Origin of the sequence: Reyranella sp. (assembly GCF_965229815.1) — a bacterium.
Taxonomy (GTDB): domain Bacteria; phylum Pseudomonadota; class Alphaproteobacteria; order Reyranellales; family Reyranellaceae; genus Reyranella.
Window position 1 is genome coordinate 252,645 of record NZ_CBDDJN010000006.1, and the last position, 14,771, is coordinate 267,415.

A 14,771-nucleotide genomic window follows, 5' to 3' on the forward strand; every position below is an offset into this window, starting at 1 on the left:
TCGGCTAGACCGGTCAACACTTCTCAGGCCACGCGACAATCTGCTCATGCTCGATAACTGCGCCGGCATGGCCGCCTTTCCGTGCCCGCAAGAATAACTACCGTATTGAATTATGAGCACTTTAGTTATATAACAATCCGAGGAGACCTATCTCGGAGAACGTGATGTCGGACCCTGGCTTCGATCCCGCATGGCCTTGGCCGCGCTTCCCGAATCGACCCACGGGCCTTCCGGGATTTCACGCCATTCCGCCGGACGAGATCGCCGGGGATGAACCGGGTCTCTTTCACTGGAAGCCCCCGCAGATGAGCCTGGACCCGATGGTCTCGGCCGTGGCCGGTGGGAAGGGAAACGGTGAGACCTTCCGGTGGCCTGAACTTCCCGGTCAAACCACGGCTCTCGATGCAACTGAGCTTCCCTCGCTCCGGTACAGCGTGGCGGACGGGCCGCCAGGCTTTCATCTCGGCGAATCTTGGCTCCCGCAGCCCGCACGGAACGCCGCGCCCGCCGACTTCGCCGCGTCCTTCTCCGATTCACCATCGGTGCTGCCTTCCAGCGCGCCTCTGGCTTCGGTCATGGCCGCTCCTGCGAGCGCCGGCGCGTTCGACATAAGCACTATCGGGAGCCGCCTCGGCTCCATGGTTGGACAACTCGCCTCGCGTGCGGCTCCCGAGATTGCGAAACTCGCAGGACGTGCCGCCCCTGCAGCGGCGGAGCTTGCCGCAGGTGCTGTCCCGGCATTGGCCGGCGCGGCGTCCGCTGCGGCAGGCGTGCTGCCCATGCTCGTCACTCCGACCAATTCGCAGTCGGACATGACCGACCTCGGCGACGGCCTGCGCGCCCGAAGCGCGCCTGGACAGCGAACGATGGAGATCCAGCGCCGCGTCGATGACGGCCTGTTCGGAACCGGCATCGGCGCGAAATGGACAACCCTTCCTGTCGATGCCGAGCGCGTCATCGGCCGGGATGGGAGAGAAAGCACGGTCATCAATCGTCATCAACTCAATCAAGCCCTCGGGCTGACGACGCCTTCCGAAGACGCCCTCGTGAGCGCCATGGCGCGGCCGCCGAAGGACGAGCCCCCTGGCCAACTTCCCCCGATCGCTCCTCAGCCTGTCGCAAGCCCAGCCCCTCCCGGCGCCGCTGTCCGACCCGCACCGCAGTCGATTCTGCGTACCAAGATCGATGCCCGGACGCTGGAAGAGGCGAAGCGGTCCGACCCCGACGAGGAGCGAGTGCTGGCGTGCCGCGCCGTCCGGACCTTGCCCGGCAAGCCGGCACAAAGCGGTCAGTACGACGGGCGCGATGGGATCGATACGGCAGTCGGCGTCCGTGTCGCGCCGGGGTTTCCGGCGCCAAAGGCAGGCTATGAGTATGCGCCCGACTATGCGCGACATTCGATCGGGCACAGGGGGGAACTCGAACTTGGCAACAGGATCCGGACCGCCGTTCCCTACGAAATCTTCGTGCACTATGGCAATCCGGCTGGCGACACTGGGCCTGACGCCCTGACGGTTGGTCCGGACCGCCGATTCATGGAATGGGATTCTCGGTGGCGAAGCGCGAAGCGTCGGCTCGGCCCAAGCTTGGCGACTTCGCGGACGCTTTCCCCTGAAAAGGTAAATAAATACGTCTCAGCCGCTGTCGCTGCGGGTACGCTGTCTCCGGCGGTGGCAGCAGAGGCGGTCGCAGAGCTGCGGAAGGGCAACTACAATCTTTGCACAGTTGGTACCGGTAATGCCTCTGACGGGTACGTCGAACTCGTGCGGAATCACCTTTCAGAAGGGCCGCGGAGGTGACACATGACAAATGAATTCGATCCGGTCGGCGAGCGCGCCTTTTGGTTTCGGTACAATCTCGAGCAGACGATCAACAACGAGTTCTCTGGTCCTTCAATCGCGCCTTCGCGCGCCATGTACGCCCCCATGCAGGCCGGAAGCCTGGTGAGTGGCTACCTGCTCGGCCTCTCCAAGGAACTTCATTCAACGGTCGAAAGGCTCATCGCGTGGATGGAGAGTGAACCGGAACCTACCCGTGCGGACTATGAGGGCAAGGGGTATTTCGAAGACGATTGGCGGGCTACGCTCTACAAGTGGCGGCAGGTCCTGGGCGTCTGCAAGTGGTTGGCAAGAGGCGAGCGCGCGCACGTCGACCTCACAGCCTCGATTGCAGCGGATTGGCAGGGACTGCGAATGGCGGACCCCAAGGACGAAACGGGCTTGCTGGAGAGCCGACGGAGCGTCATGGGCCAGCACCTCGCGGTCGCGCTGGCAGCAGATGCTCCGCTTTTCGGTCTTGAAGTGTTCGAAGCCACGCAGATGAAGATGCCGATGGAACTGCATTCACGGATTCGGTTTGGGCACTGGGCATGTCGGCATCTGGTCGACGGTGGTACTCGCGACCAGACGTTCGTCAGTCGCGGCCGTCAAATGTTGAAGCAGAACCTGTTGTCGCTCTACGAGGGAGGCGACACGTTGGAACTGGCTCTATGGCTGAAGGCCATCTATTTCGACAGCGGCGTCGCGGACACGCCCGAAGCAACGTTTGCCCGAGCCTATGATTCGATGCCGGGTATCGACCGACCGGATTTCATTGCACCATAGGCGAACGGCCTTTCCGATCCAGTCGGAAGCACCCCTTGCCTCCGGCCGTCGCCGGCCCCCAAAGTGCGCCGCCGCACTCTTTGGGAAAGACAGCAAGATGGCCTCAACTTCCGCCGTTCCGGTTCCGGCGTCGCATCTCGACGCCGCGCGCGATGCCGAGCCCGCCACGCGGGCAGCCAACGAGGCGATGGCGGCGCGGCTGCCGTTCGACGAGACCGGCGACTTCGAGGCGGCGCAGCGCGGGCTGATCGCGCCGGTGCCGGACGGCATGGTGCGCGCGGCGAACGGCAGCGTGCTGTGGAACCTGGGCGAGTACGCCTTTATCGACGGCGAGCTGGCGCCGGCCACGGTCAATCCCAGCCTGTGGCGCATCGCGCGGCTCAACATGGCCAACGGCCTGTTCAAGGTGACGGAGCGGCTCTACCAGCTGCGCGGCTTCGACATTTCCAACATGACGGTGATTGAGGGCGACAGCGGCCTGATCCTGATCGATCCGCTGACCACCGCCGAGGTTTCGCGGGCGGCGCTGGCGCACTACTTCGCGCATCGTCCGAGGAAGCCGGTGGTGGCGGTGATCTACACCCACAGCCACGTCGACCACTATGGCGGCGTGCGCGGCGTGGTCGACGAGGCCGACGTCAAGGCGGGCAAGGTGGCGGTGATCGCGCCGGCCGGATTCATGGAGGCAGTGACCGGGGAGAACGTGCTGGCCGGCCTGCCGATGGCGCGCCGGGCCCAGTTCCAGTTCGGCACCATGCTGCCGCGCGGGCCGCGCGGCCAGGTCGATGCCGGGCTGGGCAAGAGCGTGGCCCGCGGTACGCTTGGCCTCATCGCGCCGACCCTCAGCATCGTGCAGCCGGTCGAGGAGCATACGGTGGACGGCATCCGCATCGTCTTCCAGCTTGCGCCGGAGACCGAGGCGCCGGCCGAGATGCACATGTTCTATCCGCAGCTCAGCGTGCTCAACATGGCGGAGAATGCCTGCCCGCTGCTGCACAACTTCATCCCGCTGCGCGGCGCCGTGGCGCGCGATCCGCGCATCTGGGCCAAGTATATCGGCGACGCCATCGCGATGTACGCGCCGGCGAGCGAGATCCTTATCGGCCAGCATCACTGGCCGGTCTGGGGGCGTGCGGCGATCCTCGACCATCTCGAGGCGCAGCGCGATCTCTACAAGCACATCCACGACCAGACGCTGCGCTACATGAACAAGGGCTGGCGGCCGGCCGAGATCGCCGAGGCGATCGACCTGCCGCCCGGCCTGGCGACGCGCTGGTCGGTGCGCGGCTACTACGGCTCGGTCAGCCACAACGTGAAGGCCGTCTACCAGCGCTATCTGTCCTGGTACGACGCCAATCCCTGCAACCTCCATCCGCTGCCGCCGGCGCCGGCGGCCGCCAAGTTCGTCGAGTACATGGGCGGCGCGGCCGCGGTCGTCGCGAAGGCCCGGGCCGACTTCGCCCGCGGCGAATTCCGCTGGGTCGCCCAGGTCATGAAGGAGGTGGTCTACGCCGAGCCCGGCAATGAAGAGGCGAGGGCGCTGTGCGCCGACGCGCTCGAGCAGATGGGCTATCAGGCCGAATCGGCGACCTGGCGCAATGCCTTCCTGTACGGCGCCCAGGAGCTGCGCCACGGCGTGTTCGGCCTCTCGGCCCGGCTCGCGGTCGGCGCCGACATGCTGTCGGGTCTTTCCACCGACACGTTCTTCGACATGCTGGCGATCCGTCTCGACGCGTCAAAGGCAGCCGGCCGCTCGATGGTGGTCAACTGGCACTTCACCGACCGCGACGAGAGGCTCGCGCTCACGCTCAGCCATTCGACCCTGACGCATCGCCTCGGCGAATGGTCGGACCGGGCGTCGGCGACGATCGTGACGACGCGCGCGACGCTCGACGCCATGGTGCTCGGCAAGACCAGGCCGGCCGAAGCGGTGCAGTCCGGCGCGCTCCGCATCGACGGCGACGCGGCATCGCTCGCCCTCCTGTTCGGCATGCTCGACACGTCGACCAACCTGATGTTCGACATCCTCACGCCGGGAGAGGGGCGCGGATAGGATTTCCCGCGCCGCTTGACATCGGGCGGCGCGGCCCCTGTGATGCGCGACAAGGGGAGTAACCCCAAAGCGACATAGGGAGGACTTGATGTCCAAGGGCAGCATCGCCCGCATTGCGGGCGGAGTCGTGGCCACTGTCGCGGCACTTGGTTTCGCGTTTGCCGCACAAGCCCAGGATAAGAAGCTCAAGATCGGCGTCGTCTACGACCTCACCGGCCCGCTTGCCGGCGGCGGCTCGGAGCTGCAGTACATCGGCGCCAAGATCGTGCTCGACCAGTTCACGAAGACGGGCGTCGAGGGCTACAAGATCGAGGCGATCTACGCCGACGCCCAGAGCAAGCCGGACGTCGCCATCAACGAGGCGGTGCGGCTGATCGAGCAGGAAAAGGTCGACATGCTGCTCGGCTTCTATTCGTCGGCGCAGTGCGTGCCGGTGGCCGCCCGCGTCGAGCAGCTCAAGAAGTTCATGTGGATCACCACCTGCATCTCCTCGGCCGTGCTCGAGAACCGCAATCTCAAGTACGTGTTCCGCGCGCAGCCGAGCGGCCGGCAGTTCGGCCTGATGACGATGGACTTCATGGCCCAGAACGCCAAGTCCAAGCTCGGCAAGGATCCCAAGGACCTGCGCGTCGCGATCGTGCACGAGGACGGCGCCTACGGCGTCGACGTCGGCAAGGGCAACGAGGCGGGCGCCAAGAAGGCCGGCTTCAACATCGTCCTGAACGAGGGCTACTCCGCGACGGCGCCGGACCTGTCGGCCCTGGTGACCAAGCTCAAGCGGGCGCGGCCCGACGTGGTCTTCCACACCGGCTACAACCCGGACATCACGCTGCTGCTGCGCCAGGCGCGCGAGCAGGGGCTGAAGTTCCTCGCGCTGGTCGGCCACGGGGCCGGCTATGGCGTCTACGAGAAGCTGAAGGAAGGGCTGGGCAAGGACGTCAACTACTTCTTCAACACCGACCCGATCTCGATCTGGCTGACCAACCCCAAGACGCTCGATCCCGCTCTGGTGCCTGAGATCAAGCTGGTCGGCGAGGAGTTCGACAAGGTGAAGCCGGGCGTGGCCATCCGGTCGGCGCATGTCGGCATGGCGGCGTCCAACACCTACCTGTTCCTGACCGACGTGCTGCCGCGCGCCATCAAGAAGTACGGCGGCATCGATTCCGAGGCGCTGCGCAAGGCCGCCCTCGACACCGACATCAAGGAAGGCGGCACGATGCTCGGCTTCGGCGTGAAGTTCGAGGGCGAGGGCCAGCCGATGGCCGGCCAGAACGACCGCGCCTTCCCGGTCATCATCCAGTACATCGACGACAAGTCGTACGTCGTGTGGCCCAAGAGCCAGGCGCAGCGCGAGGCCGTGCTGCCGTTGCCGGCAGGAACCACCTACAGCAACGCCAAGTAGCGGCGGAGCGTCACGGCCGTGCTGGTTGTCGAGGGGTTGGTCAAGCGTTTCGGCGGTTTCACGGCCGTCAGCAACGTGTCGTTCGCGGTCGATCAGGGCGAGATCCTCGGCCTGATCGGCCCCAACGGCTCGGGCAAGAGCACGATCTTCAACATGCTCTCCGGGACGTTCCCGCCTTCGGCGGGATCGATCCGCTTCGAGGGGCACGAGATCGCGGGACTGGCCCCGCATCGCGTCATCAACCGCGGGATCGGCCGCACCTTCCAGATCCCGCGGCCGTTCCGCCGCCTCACCATCTTCGAGAACGTGGCGCTTGCCGGCTTCTACGGCCAGGGGCGGCACAGCCGCGCGCGGGCCGACGAGGCGGCCGAGCGGGCGCTCGCCATGGTCGGCCTGCCGACCGACCGTCGCTCGCCCGTGGACGGGCTGGGTGCCGCCGGATTGAAGAAGCTCGAGCTCGCCAAGGCGCTGGCCACCGGCCCCAAGCTGCTGCTGGCCGACGAGAGCCTGGGCGGCCTCGACGAGGCTGAGATGGACCAGGCGGCCGACATGCTGCGCAAGATCCGCGACGAGCTCGGCATCACCATCATCTGGGTGGAGCATATCATGGGCGTGCTGATGCGCGTGGTCGACCGGGTCATGGTGCTGGATCACGGCGAGAAGATCAGCGAAGGGCTGCCGACCGAGGTGTCCAACGACCCGCGGGTCATCGAGGTCTACCTCGGCACCGACGCCGACGCGACCCAGGCGGTCGCCGCCCAGGCGCGGCGCTGAGGCCGACGGGAATGCTCGATCTCCGATCGGTCGACGCGGGCTACGGCAGCTTCCAGGCGCTCTTCGACATCAACCTCGAGGTCCGGGCGGGCGAGGCGGTGGGCGTGATCGGCCCGAACGGCGCCGGCAAGACGACGCTGATGCGGGTGATCTCCGGCCTCATTCGGCCCATGCGCGGCTCGATCTCGATGGAGGGCGCCGACGTGGTCGCGACGCCGGCCCACCGCATCGTCGGGCTGGGCATCGCCCACGTTCCCGAGAACCGGCGCCTGTTCCCGCGGCTCACGGTCGAGGACAATCTCAAGATGGGCGCCTACATGCCGCAGGCGCGGGCGAAGTTCGCGCAGCGGCTGGAGGAGGTGTTCGAGCTCTTCCCGCGGCTGAAGGAACGGCGCGGCCAGATGGCCGGCACCATGTCCGGCGGCGAGCAGCAGATGTGCGCCATCGGGCGCGCGCTGATGAGCGAGCCCAAGCTGCTCCTGCTCGACGAGCCCTCGGCCGGCCTGGCGCCGGTCGTCGTCCAGCAGGTCTTCGAGCTGGTGAAGCGCATCCGCGCGGGCGGGCTCACGGTGCTGATCGTCGAGCAGAACGTGCAGCAGGTGCTGAAGGTGGTCGACCGGGCGTACCTGCTGGAGGCGGGCTCCATCCGCGCCTCGGGCAGCGCCGCCGAGCTCCTGGCGAGCGACACGATCAAGCAGGCGTATCTCGGCGTGTAGGTCCGCGCTCCAACGAGGGGAAGTTGATGCAGTCGTTCCTCGAGATCTTCGACATCTACCTTCTGGAGGCCGTGGTGAACGGAATCCTGCTGGGCGGCCTGCTGGCGCTCCTGGCGCTCGGCCTGAACCTGATTTTCGGCGTCATCGACGTGACCTGGATCTGCTACGCCGAGCTGGTGATGATCGGCATGTACGGCATGTACTGGCTGGTCCAGTATTTCGGCGTCTCCTACTGGCTGGCGGCGCCGCTGGCGATCCTGCTGGTCGCCGGCCTGGGGGCGCTGCTGCACTTCGTGGTCATCGCCCCGCTCCTGTCGGGGCCGCCCATCAACCAGCTGCTGGCGACCGGCGGAGTCTTGTTCGTCCTGCAGAGCTTCGCCACCGTCGCCTTCGGCATCGACTTCCGCAACCTCGGCATCCGCCTCCCGGTGCTGGCCTTGGCCGACATGCACTTCAGCTACTCGCGGCTGCTCGCCTTCGGCGCGGCGTTGATCGGCATGGTCGTGGTCTACCTGTTCATGACCCGGACCTTCACGGGCACCGCCATCCGCGCGATCTCGCAGGACCGCCAGATCATGGCGCTGATGGGGGTCGACACCAAGCGCCTCTACCTCGTCACCTCGGCGCTGGGCGGCGCACTGGCCGGCCTCGCCGCCTGCCTGCTGGTCCTGCAGTACGACGTCCATCCCTTCGTCGGCCTGTCCTTCGGGCCCATCACCTTCCTGATCTGCGTGCTGGGAGGCCTGGGCAATTTCGTCGGCGGCTTCGTCGCGGCCTTCCTGTTCGCCGAGATCATCTCGCTGGGCGGGCTCTTCTCGGACCTCGAATGGGGCTACGTGCTGGCCTTCGCCTTCTTCATCGTGATGATGTTCGTGAGGCCGTCGGGCCTGCTGGCGAGGCGCTCGTGAGCGGGCGCGTCGCCGCGCCCTGGGCGATCGCCGCCATCGTGCTGGTGGCGCTGCCGTTCGTCTATTCCGACCCGTACCACCTGCACATCCTCGTCCTCGTCCTGATCTGGTCGTTCGCCTACACGTCGTGGTCGATGATGGGCCGCTTCGGGCTGGTGTCGCTGGGCCACGGCGGCTTCATGGGCGTCGGCGCCTACGTGACGGCGCTGCTGTGGAACCATGCCGGCCTCACGCCGTGGATCGGCATCCCGATCGCCATGGCCTGCGCCGGCGCGCTCGCGCTGGTCGTGGCCTATCCCTGCTTCCGCTTCAGGATCACCGGCCACTACTTCGCCCTGGTGACGCTGGCGCTGTCGGGGATCGTGCTGCAGGTCATCACCGCGACTCGCGACTGGACCGGCGGCTCGCTGGGCTACACGCCGGAGCGCACCAAGGGCAGCCAGCTCGTGGCGCTGCAGTTCGACGACAAGACGGTCTGGTACCTGATCGCGCTGGGCGTCTGGGCGATCGGGCTGGTGATCTGGTATCGCGTCGATCGCAGCATGGGCCGCTATGCCATGGAGGCGATCTCCGAGGACGAGGACGCCGCGGCCGCCGCCGGCGTCAACGTGACGGCGGAGAAGCTCAAGATCACCGTGATCAGCGCCCTCATGACGGCCTTCGCGGGCGCGATGTACTGCCAGTACCAGATGTTCATCTCGCCCGACACGGTGAGCGGCATCGCAGTGTCGCTGCAGATGGTCTTCGCCGTGGTCGTCGGCGGCATCTACGTCGCACTCGGCCCGACGGTGGGCGCGGTGATCACGCTGCTGCTGGCCGAATCGCTGCGCATCTTCTTCGGCACCGGCGCGGTGGGCTGGGACAATCTCGTCTACGGCGTGCTGCTCGTGACGTTCATCATCTTCCTGCCCAAGGGAATCCTCGGCACCCTGCTCGAGCGCCGGGCTAGAGGCGGTGACGCAGCGCGCGCCACGCCCAGTAGAGCCGCTGTCGGAAGCCCAGCCAGGCCGGGATGAAGACGCCGTCGTACTGGCTCACCTGCTTCGGCGGCTGACGCCAGCCCGGCGTCGGCCGGAACAGCGGGTCGGCGGCGTGGCGCGCGACATACTCGCGGTAGCCGAGCCTCTGCCCCTTCACCTCCGGCACCAGCAGGTCGAGCAGCCGGTCGGGATCGACCCAGCGCGCGAAGGCGTCGCGATGGGCCTGCACGGTCTCGGCCGCGCAGTCGGCGAGGCCGAAGATCTCGAACAGGCAGGCCTGCTTGACCGGCTTCGCGCTCGACAGCGCGTCGCGGAAGTACAGGGCGTCGCTCGACAGAAGCTGGCCCTGGATGGTCGGGCCGGCCACCGGGCGGCCGTCGGCGTCGCGCGAATCGTAGAGGTACGGATAGGGCAGGGCCATGCGGCTGAAGCGATAAACGTCGAGGTCGTAGAGCTGCAGTCCGTTCGCCCGGCAGTGGATGTCGAAATCGGCGAACGAGGGCTGGCCCGACGGCGACTGGCCGAAGTTGAGCTCTGCGATCAGGCCGAGCACGGGCTCGAGGTCGGCGCCACGCAGCACGTCGAGCTCGGCGCCCTCGGCATCGAGCTTGATGAAGTCGGGTCGGCGCCCGCCCAGCGCGTCGCGCAAGGTCGTGGTCTGGACCACGACCTCGCTCTCGACGGCGAGATTGTCGGCGAAGGCATAGCGTCGCCCCCACTCCGGCACGGTGGGATAGAAGGTCGTCGAGGCGGCGTGGCGCGTCACGTAGAGCGTGCGCGGCCCGTTCTCCGCGCCCAGCGCCGCGGCGATGAACGTGACCTGCGGATCGCCGGCCGCGTTCAGGCGGGCGCATTCCTTGGCATCCGGCTCGAAGGCGACGATCCGGAGATGCTGGCCGAAGACCTTCCAGTACCATTCGACGCCGCCGCGCGCGCCGACGTCGACCACGATCACGGGATCGGCGGCGAAGGCGCCGGCGGCGACCAGAGCCTTCGTCATCGGCGGGTCGCCGGCGATGTGCAGGTTCGGCATCAGGGGACCGACGCGGCGAGGGGCCGCTCGAGCGCGGCGATCTCGAGCGGGGCCCCGCGGCCGCGCACCGCGAGCGTCGGCAGCGGCAGGCTGCGGAGGCCGGGCGGCAGGCCGGCGCGGGCCAGCAGGTCGGCGGAGACCAGCACGTCGTGGCCCAGCGTCTTGGCGGAGTCGAGCAGCCGGGCGGCGACGTTCAGCGTGTCGCCCACGAAGGCGATCTCGCGGCGCAGGTCTCCCATTTCGCCGGCGACGATGTCGCCGTGGTGCAGCGCGGCCCGGAAGGTCGGCTCGACGCCGAAGCGCCGACGGTATTGCTCCCGATTGGCGGCGATCAGGTCGCGGGCGACGAACGGACAGTTCAGGACGTCGCCGTCGTCCAGGCCCGCGTCGCCCGACCAGGTGAGGATGGCCTCGTCGCCGACATACTTGTGGATCTCGGCCTCGCATTCCAGCGCGGCGTCGGTGATGTCGCGGAAGAAGGTGTTGAGGAGCTCGTGGAAGCGCACCGGTCCCAGCCGTTCGGCGACGCCGGTCGAATCCTTCATGTCGATCAGCAGGAACGTCCTCCGCTCGGTCCGGGGTTGAACGTAACGGCCCGTCACGAAGTTCCGGAGCGTGCCGAAGCCCAGCAGCCGGCCCATCTCGAAGCCAAGGTTGCCGACGACCGACATGCCGACGGCGAAGGCGAGCGAGCCTTCGAACAGCCCGTCGCCGAAGGCGCGATGCGTCATCCATGGCATGAACAGCAGCCGCACCAGGACGAGGCCGCTGATGATGATGACGAAGTAGACGAGCACCTTGAGGGCGAAATAGAGCGCGAGCGGCAGGCGGCGCAGGCGCCGCAGCCGTCCCGGACGCGAGCTGCGGATTTCGAACAGGACGACCGGCGTGGCGATCAGGAACGACGTCACGATGCCGACGAGGGCCGACAGGAGGACGCTCGAGTCCGCCGGCGTGGTGAGCATGCCGAAAATGGCGCTCACCGGCGCGCTGACGAGGTTTACGCCGGCGACGATCCGGAGCTCCCATCGGCCGCGCCGGGACAGGCTCATGCGGGCCGGCGCTCCAGGGCCGTCCGGAAGGTGGCATGATCGACGTTGCCGCCGGAACAGACCACCGCGACGGTGCGGCCCTCCACCGGCAGTCGGCCGGTAAGCGCTGCAGCGAGCGCCACCGCTCCGCCCGGCTCGACCACGAGCTTGAACTCGCGGAACGCCGTCTCCATGGCGTCGAGCACCTCCTCGTCGCTGACGACGAGTCCCGGACCGAGGAGCTGTCGGGCGATCGGGAAGGTGACGTCGCCCGGTGTCGGCGCCAGCAGCGCGTCGCAGATCGAGCCCGACAGGCGCTCGTTCTTCTGCCTGGCTCCGGCCGCCAGCGAGCGCGCGAGATCGTCGAAGCCGGCCGGCTCGCCGGCATGGACCGCGGTCGAGGGGCTGAGCCCCTTCACGGCGATCGCGATTCCGGTGGCGAGGCCGCCGCCCGAGCAGGGCGCCGCCACCGCGTCGAGCGTGACGCGGAGCGCCTGCGCCTGCTCGACCAGCTCGAGGCCCGCGGTTCCCTGGCCGGTCAGGATCCAGGGATGGTCGTAGGGCGGCACGACGGTCGCGCCGGTCTCGCGCGCGATGCCGAGGCCGATCTCCTCGCGGCTGTCCTTGACGCGGTCGTAGAGCACGACCTCGGCGCCCGACGCCCGGGTGTTGGCGACCTTGAGGGCCGGCGCGTCGGCCGGCATGACGATGGTGGCCTTCATGCCCAGCAGGCGCGCGGCTTCCGCCAGCCCCTGGGCGTGGTTGCCCGACGACCAGCCGACGGCGCCTTTGGCGCGGTCGGCCTCGCTCATCGACGCCAGGAAGTTGTAGGCGCCGCGGATCTTGAAGGAGCCGGTGCGCTGAAGGCACTCGGCCTTGACGAACAGGCGTCCGCCCAGCCGCTCGTTCAGCCGCGCGTTCTCGAGCAGCGGCGTGCGCACGGCGACGCCGTCGAGACGGCGGGCGGCGGCCTGGACGTCGGCGAGGGTGGGAGAGGCCGGCATCAAGCGATCCCGAGCAGGGCCGGCAGTTGCGAGAGGTCGCGGACCTCCGCCACCGTCTTGCCGGGCAACCGGTCGTCGGGCGCACCGGCGCGGTTCACCCACACCGTCGAGAAGCCGAAATGCGCGGCACCGTGGGCGTCCCAGCAGTTCGACGACAGAAAGCACACGCGGTCGGGCGTCACGCCGCAGCGCGCCTCGACCAGGCGATAGACCCGCGGGTCGGGCTTGAACACACCGGCCTCATCGACGCTGAGAACGGCGTCGAGCCGGTCGCCGAGGCCCGACGCCGCGACCATCGGGTCGAGCAATTCCGGATTGCCGTTGGAGAGGATGGCGGTCCGCATGCCGGCGGCCTTCAGGCGGCTCATCATGGACGGCACCTCGGCGAACGGATCGAGCGCGAGATAGGCGCCCATCAGCTTGTCGCGCACGCCGGCCTCGCCGATCCCGTGGGCCTCGAGGCAATGGTCGAGCGCCTCGCCCGTGACCTGCCAGAATGGCGCGTAGGCGCCCATCCCGTTGCGCAGCCACGTGTACTGTATCTGCTTGGACCGCCACATCTCGGACAGCGCGTCCGCCCTGGGACCGATGGCGGCGCGATGGCGTGCGACCGCCGAGTTGAAATCGAACAGTGTCCCATAGGCGTCGAAGACGCAGATCTCGATCCGGCTGAGTGCAGCGGTCATGAATTGCTCCCGTGGGCCGAGGACCGTAAGCTAACAGCATGTTCGTCGCCATCGTTCAAATCCCGATGACCAAGCGACCCCGCGACGCGGCGGTTGAGGCGGCGCGCAAGTCGGCGCCGACCTATACCGCCCTCGGCGCCAAGGGACTGCTGAAGAAGTACTACCTGAACGGCGAGGCCGGCGGCGGCGGGGTCTATCTCTGGGAATCGGAAGCCGCGGCGCGCGCCTGGTACACGCCGGAATGGGAGAAGCGCATGGCGGCGGCGTTCGGCGCCGTGCCGACGGTGACCTACTACGACAACCACGTCGTGGTGGACAACGCGGCGGGCACGGTCACGGTCGACGGCACGGGCTAGCCCGAGCCCGACGCACCACGGCGCGGGCCGGCGGCCCGAAGACGCCGGGAATAACGGGAGGAGCAAGATGCAGAAGCGCAGGCTGGGCCGCACGGGCCTGGAAGTGTCGGTGCTGGGCTACGGAGCCGGCGCGGTCGGCGGGCTGTTCACCAAAGGCGCGGCGAACGACCAGGAACGGGCGGTGGCGCGGGCCATCGAGGCCGGCATCAACTATTTCGACACGGCGGCACTCTACGGCAACGGCGAATCCGAGAAGAACCTCGGCCGCGTGCTGAAGGCGCTCAAGGCCGACATCGTGCTCGGCACCAAGGTGCGCCTGTCGGCCGAGCATCGCGGCGATGTCGGCAAGGCGATCGAGCAGGGCATGGACGACAGCCTGCGTCGCCTTGGCCGGGACGCGGTCGACCTCTTCCAGCTGCACAATCCGCTGGTCGCCCAGGATGGCGGCGACAGGCTCGCGATCGACATCGCGCTCGAGCAGGTGGCGCCGGCTCTGGAGAAGCTGCGCCGTGCCGGCAAGACGCGGTTCATCGGCTTCAGCGGCGTCGGCGAGACCGCGGCGCTGCACCGCGCCGTCGACTCCGGGCTCTTCGACACGGTTCAGGTCGTCTACAACGCCCTCAATCCCAGCGCCGGCGGCGCGATGCCGGCGGGCGCGCCCGGCCAGGACTATGGCCGCCTGCTCGACAAGGCGAAGGCGGCCGACATGGGCACGATCGTCATCCGCGCACTGGCGGGGGGCGCGCTCGCGGGCACCGCCGACCGCCATCCGCTGGCCATGCAGGACGTCGCGCCGATCGGCTCGGCGCCGGATTTCGCCGGCGACGTCGCGCGCGCCCGCGCCCTGCAGCCGCTGCTGGCCGACGGCGGCTGCACGAGCCTGACCGAGTTCGCCGAACGGTTCGTCATCGCCCATCCCGCGGTCTCGACCATGCTCGTCGGCTATTCGACCCTCGACCATCTCGAGGCGGCGATCGCCGCCGTGAACAAGGGCCCGCTGCCCGAACCCGTGCTGCGCCGGATCGGCTGACGGGTTTCAGCCGGAGCGTGATGACGGTCGCTCATTCGCTGGGGGCGCGCCACTCCGTGGCGCGCAGGATCATGTTCTTGTGGACCGCGGGCCTCCAGGCCCGCTCATGATCATGAGCGAGCCTGGAGGCTCGCGGTCCGGAAGACGATGAGCACATCTCGGCACGCCACGATTTCGGAGTGGCGCGCCCCAGCG

The 14,771-nt window shown here is 68.1% G+C and carries 14 protein-coding genes; 10 read left to right on the forward strand and 4 right to left on the reverse strand.

What is annotated here, in order from left to right:
* The first annotated feature begins 164 nt into the window (after positions 1–164).
* The 8 genes from ACO073_RS12530 to ACO073_RS12565 all read left to right on the forward strand — a co-directional run bounded on the left by ACO073_RS12530 (position 165) and on the right by ACO073_RS12565 (position 9,472).
* Positions 165–1,799, forward strand: a complete 1,635-nt coding sequence (locus ACO073_RS12530) for a hypothetical protein (protein WP_421997759.1) — start codon at positions 165–167, stop codon at positions 1,797–1,799.
* Positions 1,800–1,802: 3 nt separating this feature from the next.
* A complete protein-coding gene (locus tag ACO073_RS12535; RefSeq protein ID WP_421997760.1) occupies positions 1,803–2,603 on the forward strand; it encodes a hypothetical protein in 801 nt (266 codons plus the stop codon).
* A 97-nt stretch (positions 2,604–2,700) separates the two neighbouring features.
* Positions 2,701–4,656 carry an alkyl/aryl-sulfatase gene (locus ACO073_RS12540; protein WP_421997761.1) on the forward strand — a complete coding sequence of 652 codons (1,956 nt, stop codon included), beginning with the start codon at positions 2,701–2,703 and terminating at the stop codon, positions 4,654–4,656.
* Positions 4,657–4,744: 88 nt separating this feature from the next.
* Positions 4,745–6,058 carry an ABC transporter substrate-binding protein gene (locus ACO073_RS12545; protein WP_421997763.1) on the forward strand — a complete coding sequence of 438 codons (1,314 nt, stop codon included), beginning with the start codon at positions 4,745–4,747 and terminating at the stop codon, positions 6,056–6,058.
* Between the two features lie 18 nt (positions 6,059–6,076).
* Positions 6,077–6,832, forward strand: coding sequence for an ABC transporter ATP-binding protein (locus ACO073_RS12550; protein ID WP_421997764.1), 756 nt, complete (start codon positions 6,077–6,079; stop codon positions 6,830–6,832).
* 11 nt (positions 6,833–6,843) lie between these two features.
* Complete coding sequence (locus ACO073_RS12555) at positions 6,844–7,548, forward strand: ABC transporter ATP-binding protein (protein WP_421997765.1); 705 nt, start codon at positions 6,844–6,846, stop codon at positions 7,546–7,548.
* Positions 7,549–7,574: 26 nt separating this feature from the next.
* On the forward strand, positions 7,575–8,456 hold the full coding sequence (locus ACO073_RS12560) for a branched-chain amino acid ABC transporter permease (protein WP_421997767.1): 882 nt from the start codon (positions 7,575–7,577) through the stop codon (positions 8,454–8,456).
* The gene (locus ACO073_RS12565) at positions 8,453–9,472 is read left to right on the forward strand and encodes a branched-chain amino acid ABC transporter permease (RefSeq protein WP_421997768.1); all 1,020 of its coding nucleotides are present in this window, start codon (positions 8,453–8,455) and stop codon (positions 9,470–9,472) included. Before ACO073_RS12560 ends, ACO073_RS12565 begins: the two co-directional genes overlap by 4 nt.
* On the opposite strand, the gene ACO073_RS12570 is transcribed toward ACO073_RS12565, so the two are convergent.
* The 4 genes from ACO073_RS12570 to ACO073_RS12585 are packed head-to-tail and all read right to left on the reverse strand — an operon-like array spanning position 9,402 to position 13,190.
* Positions 9,402–10,469 carry an FkbM family methyltransferase gene (locus ACO073_RS12570; RefSeq protein WP_421997769.1) on the reverse strand — a complete coding sequence of 356 codons (1,068 nt, stop codon included), beginning with the start codon at positions 10,467–10,469 and terminating at the stop codon, positions 9,402–9,404. The genes ACO073_RS12565 and ACO073_RS12570 overlap by 71 nt on opposite strands.
* Positions 10,469–11,521: an adenylate/guanylate cyclase domain-containing protein gene (locus tag ACO073_RS12575; protein WP_421997770.1), complete on the reverse strand. Its 1,053-nt coding sequence runs from the start codon at positions 11,519–11,521 to the stop codon at positions 10,469–10,471. Before ACO073_RS12575 ends, ACO073_RS12570 begins: the two co-directional genes overlap by 1 nt.
* Entirely contained in the window at positions 11,518–12,504 is a 987-nt protein-coding gene (locus ACO073_RS12580) for a threonine ammonia-lyase (protein ID WP_421997771.1), read from the reverse strand. The genes ACO073_RS12575 and ACO073_RS12580 overlap by 4 nt, the downstream gene beginning before the upstream one ends.
* Positions 12,504–13,190 (reverse strand): haloacid dehalogenase type II, encoded by a 687-nt coding sequence (locus ACO073_RS12585; protein ID WP_421997772.1) that lies wholly within the window; start codon positions 13,188–13,190, stop codon positions 12,504–12,506. Before ACO073_RS12585 ends, ACO073_RS12580 begins: the two co-directional genes overlap by 1 nt.
* Before the next feature lie 65 nt (positions 13,191–13,255).
* On the opposite strand from ACO073_RS12585, the gene ACO073_RS12590 reads away from it, so the two are divergent.
* Both ACO073_RS12590 and ACO073_RS12595 read left to right on the forward strand, forming a co-directional pair.
* Positions 13,256–13,546: a monooxygenase gene (locus tag ACO073_RS12590; protein WP_421997773.1), complete on the forward strand. Its 291-nt coding sequence runs from the start codon at positions 13,256–13,258 to the stop codon at positions 13,544–13,546.
* Between the two features lie 67 nt (positions 13,547–13,613).
* On the forward strand, positions 13,614–14,576 hold the full coding sequence (locus ACO073_RS12595; protein WP_421997774.1) for an aldo/keto reductase: 963 nt from the start codon (positions 13,614–13,616) through the stop codon (positions 14,574–14,576).
* Positions 14,577–14,771 lie beyond the last annotated feature (195 nt).

Bases quoted from the DNA above. Each gene is read 5' to 3' on its own strand.
- ACO073_RS12575 (WP_421997770.1), bottom strand. From the start codon at position 11,521: ATGAGCCTGTCCCGGCGCGGCCGATGGGAGCTCCGGATCGTCGCCGGC.
- ACO073_RS12585 (WP_421997772.1), bottom strand. From the start codon at position 13,190: ATGACCGCTGCACTCAGCCGGATCGAGATCTGCGTCTTCGACGCCTAT.
- ACO073_RS12545 (WP_421997763.1), top strand. From the start codon at position 4,745: ATGTCCAAGGGCAGCATCGCCCGCATTGCGGGCGGAGTCGTGGCCACT.
- ACO073_RS12580 (WP_421997771.1), bottom strand. From the start codon at position 12,504: ATGCCGGCCTCTCCCACCCTCGCCGACGTCCAGGCCGCCGCCCGCCGT.
- ACO073_RS12595 (WP_421997774.1), top strand. From the start codon at position 13,614: ATGCAGAAGCGCAGGCTGGGCCGCACGGGCCTGGAAGTGTCGGTGCTG.
- ACO073_RS12555 (WP_421997765.1), top strand. From the start codon at position 6,844: ATGCTCGATCTCCGATCGGTCGACGCGGGCTACGGCAGCTTCCAGGCG.
- ACO073_RS12530 (WP_421997759.1), top strand. From the start codon at position 165: ATGTCGGACCCTGGCTTCGATCCCGCATGGCCTTGGCCGCGCTTCCCG.
- ACO073_RS12590 (WP_421997773.1), top strand. From the start codon at position 13,256: ATGACCAAGCGACCCCGCGACGCGGCGGTTGAGGCGGCGCGCAAGTCG.
- ACO073_RS12560 (WP_421997767.1), top strand. From the start codon at position 7,575: ATGCAGTCGTTCCTCGAGATCTTCGACATCTACCTTCTGGAGGCCGTG.
- ACO073_RS12535 (WP_421997760.1), top strand. From the start codon at position 1,803: ATGACAAATGAATTCGATCCGGTCGGCGAGCGCGCCTTTTGGTTTCGG.
- ACO073_RS12570 (WP_421997769.1), bottom strand. From the start codon at position 10,469: ATGCCGAACCTGCACATCGCCGGCGACCCGCCGATGACGAAGGCTCTG.
- ACO073_RS12540 (WP_421997761.1), top strand. From the start codon at position 2,701: ATGGCCTCAACTTCCGCCGTTCCGGTTCCGGCGTCGCATCTCGACGCC.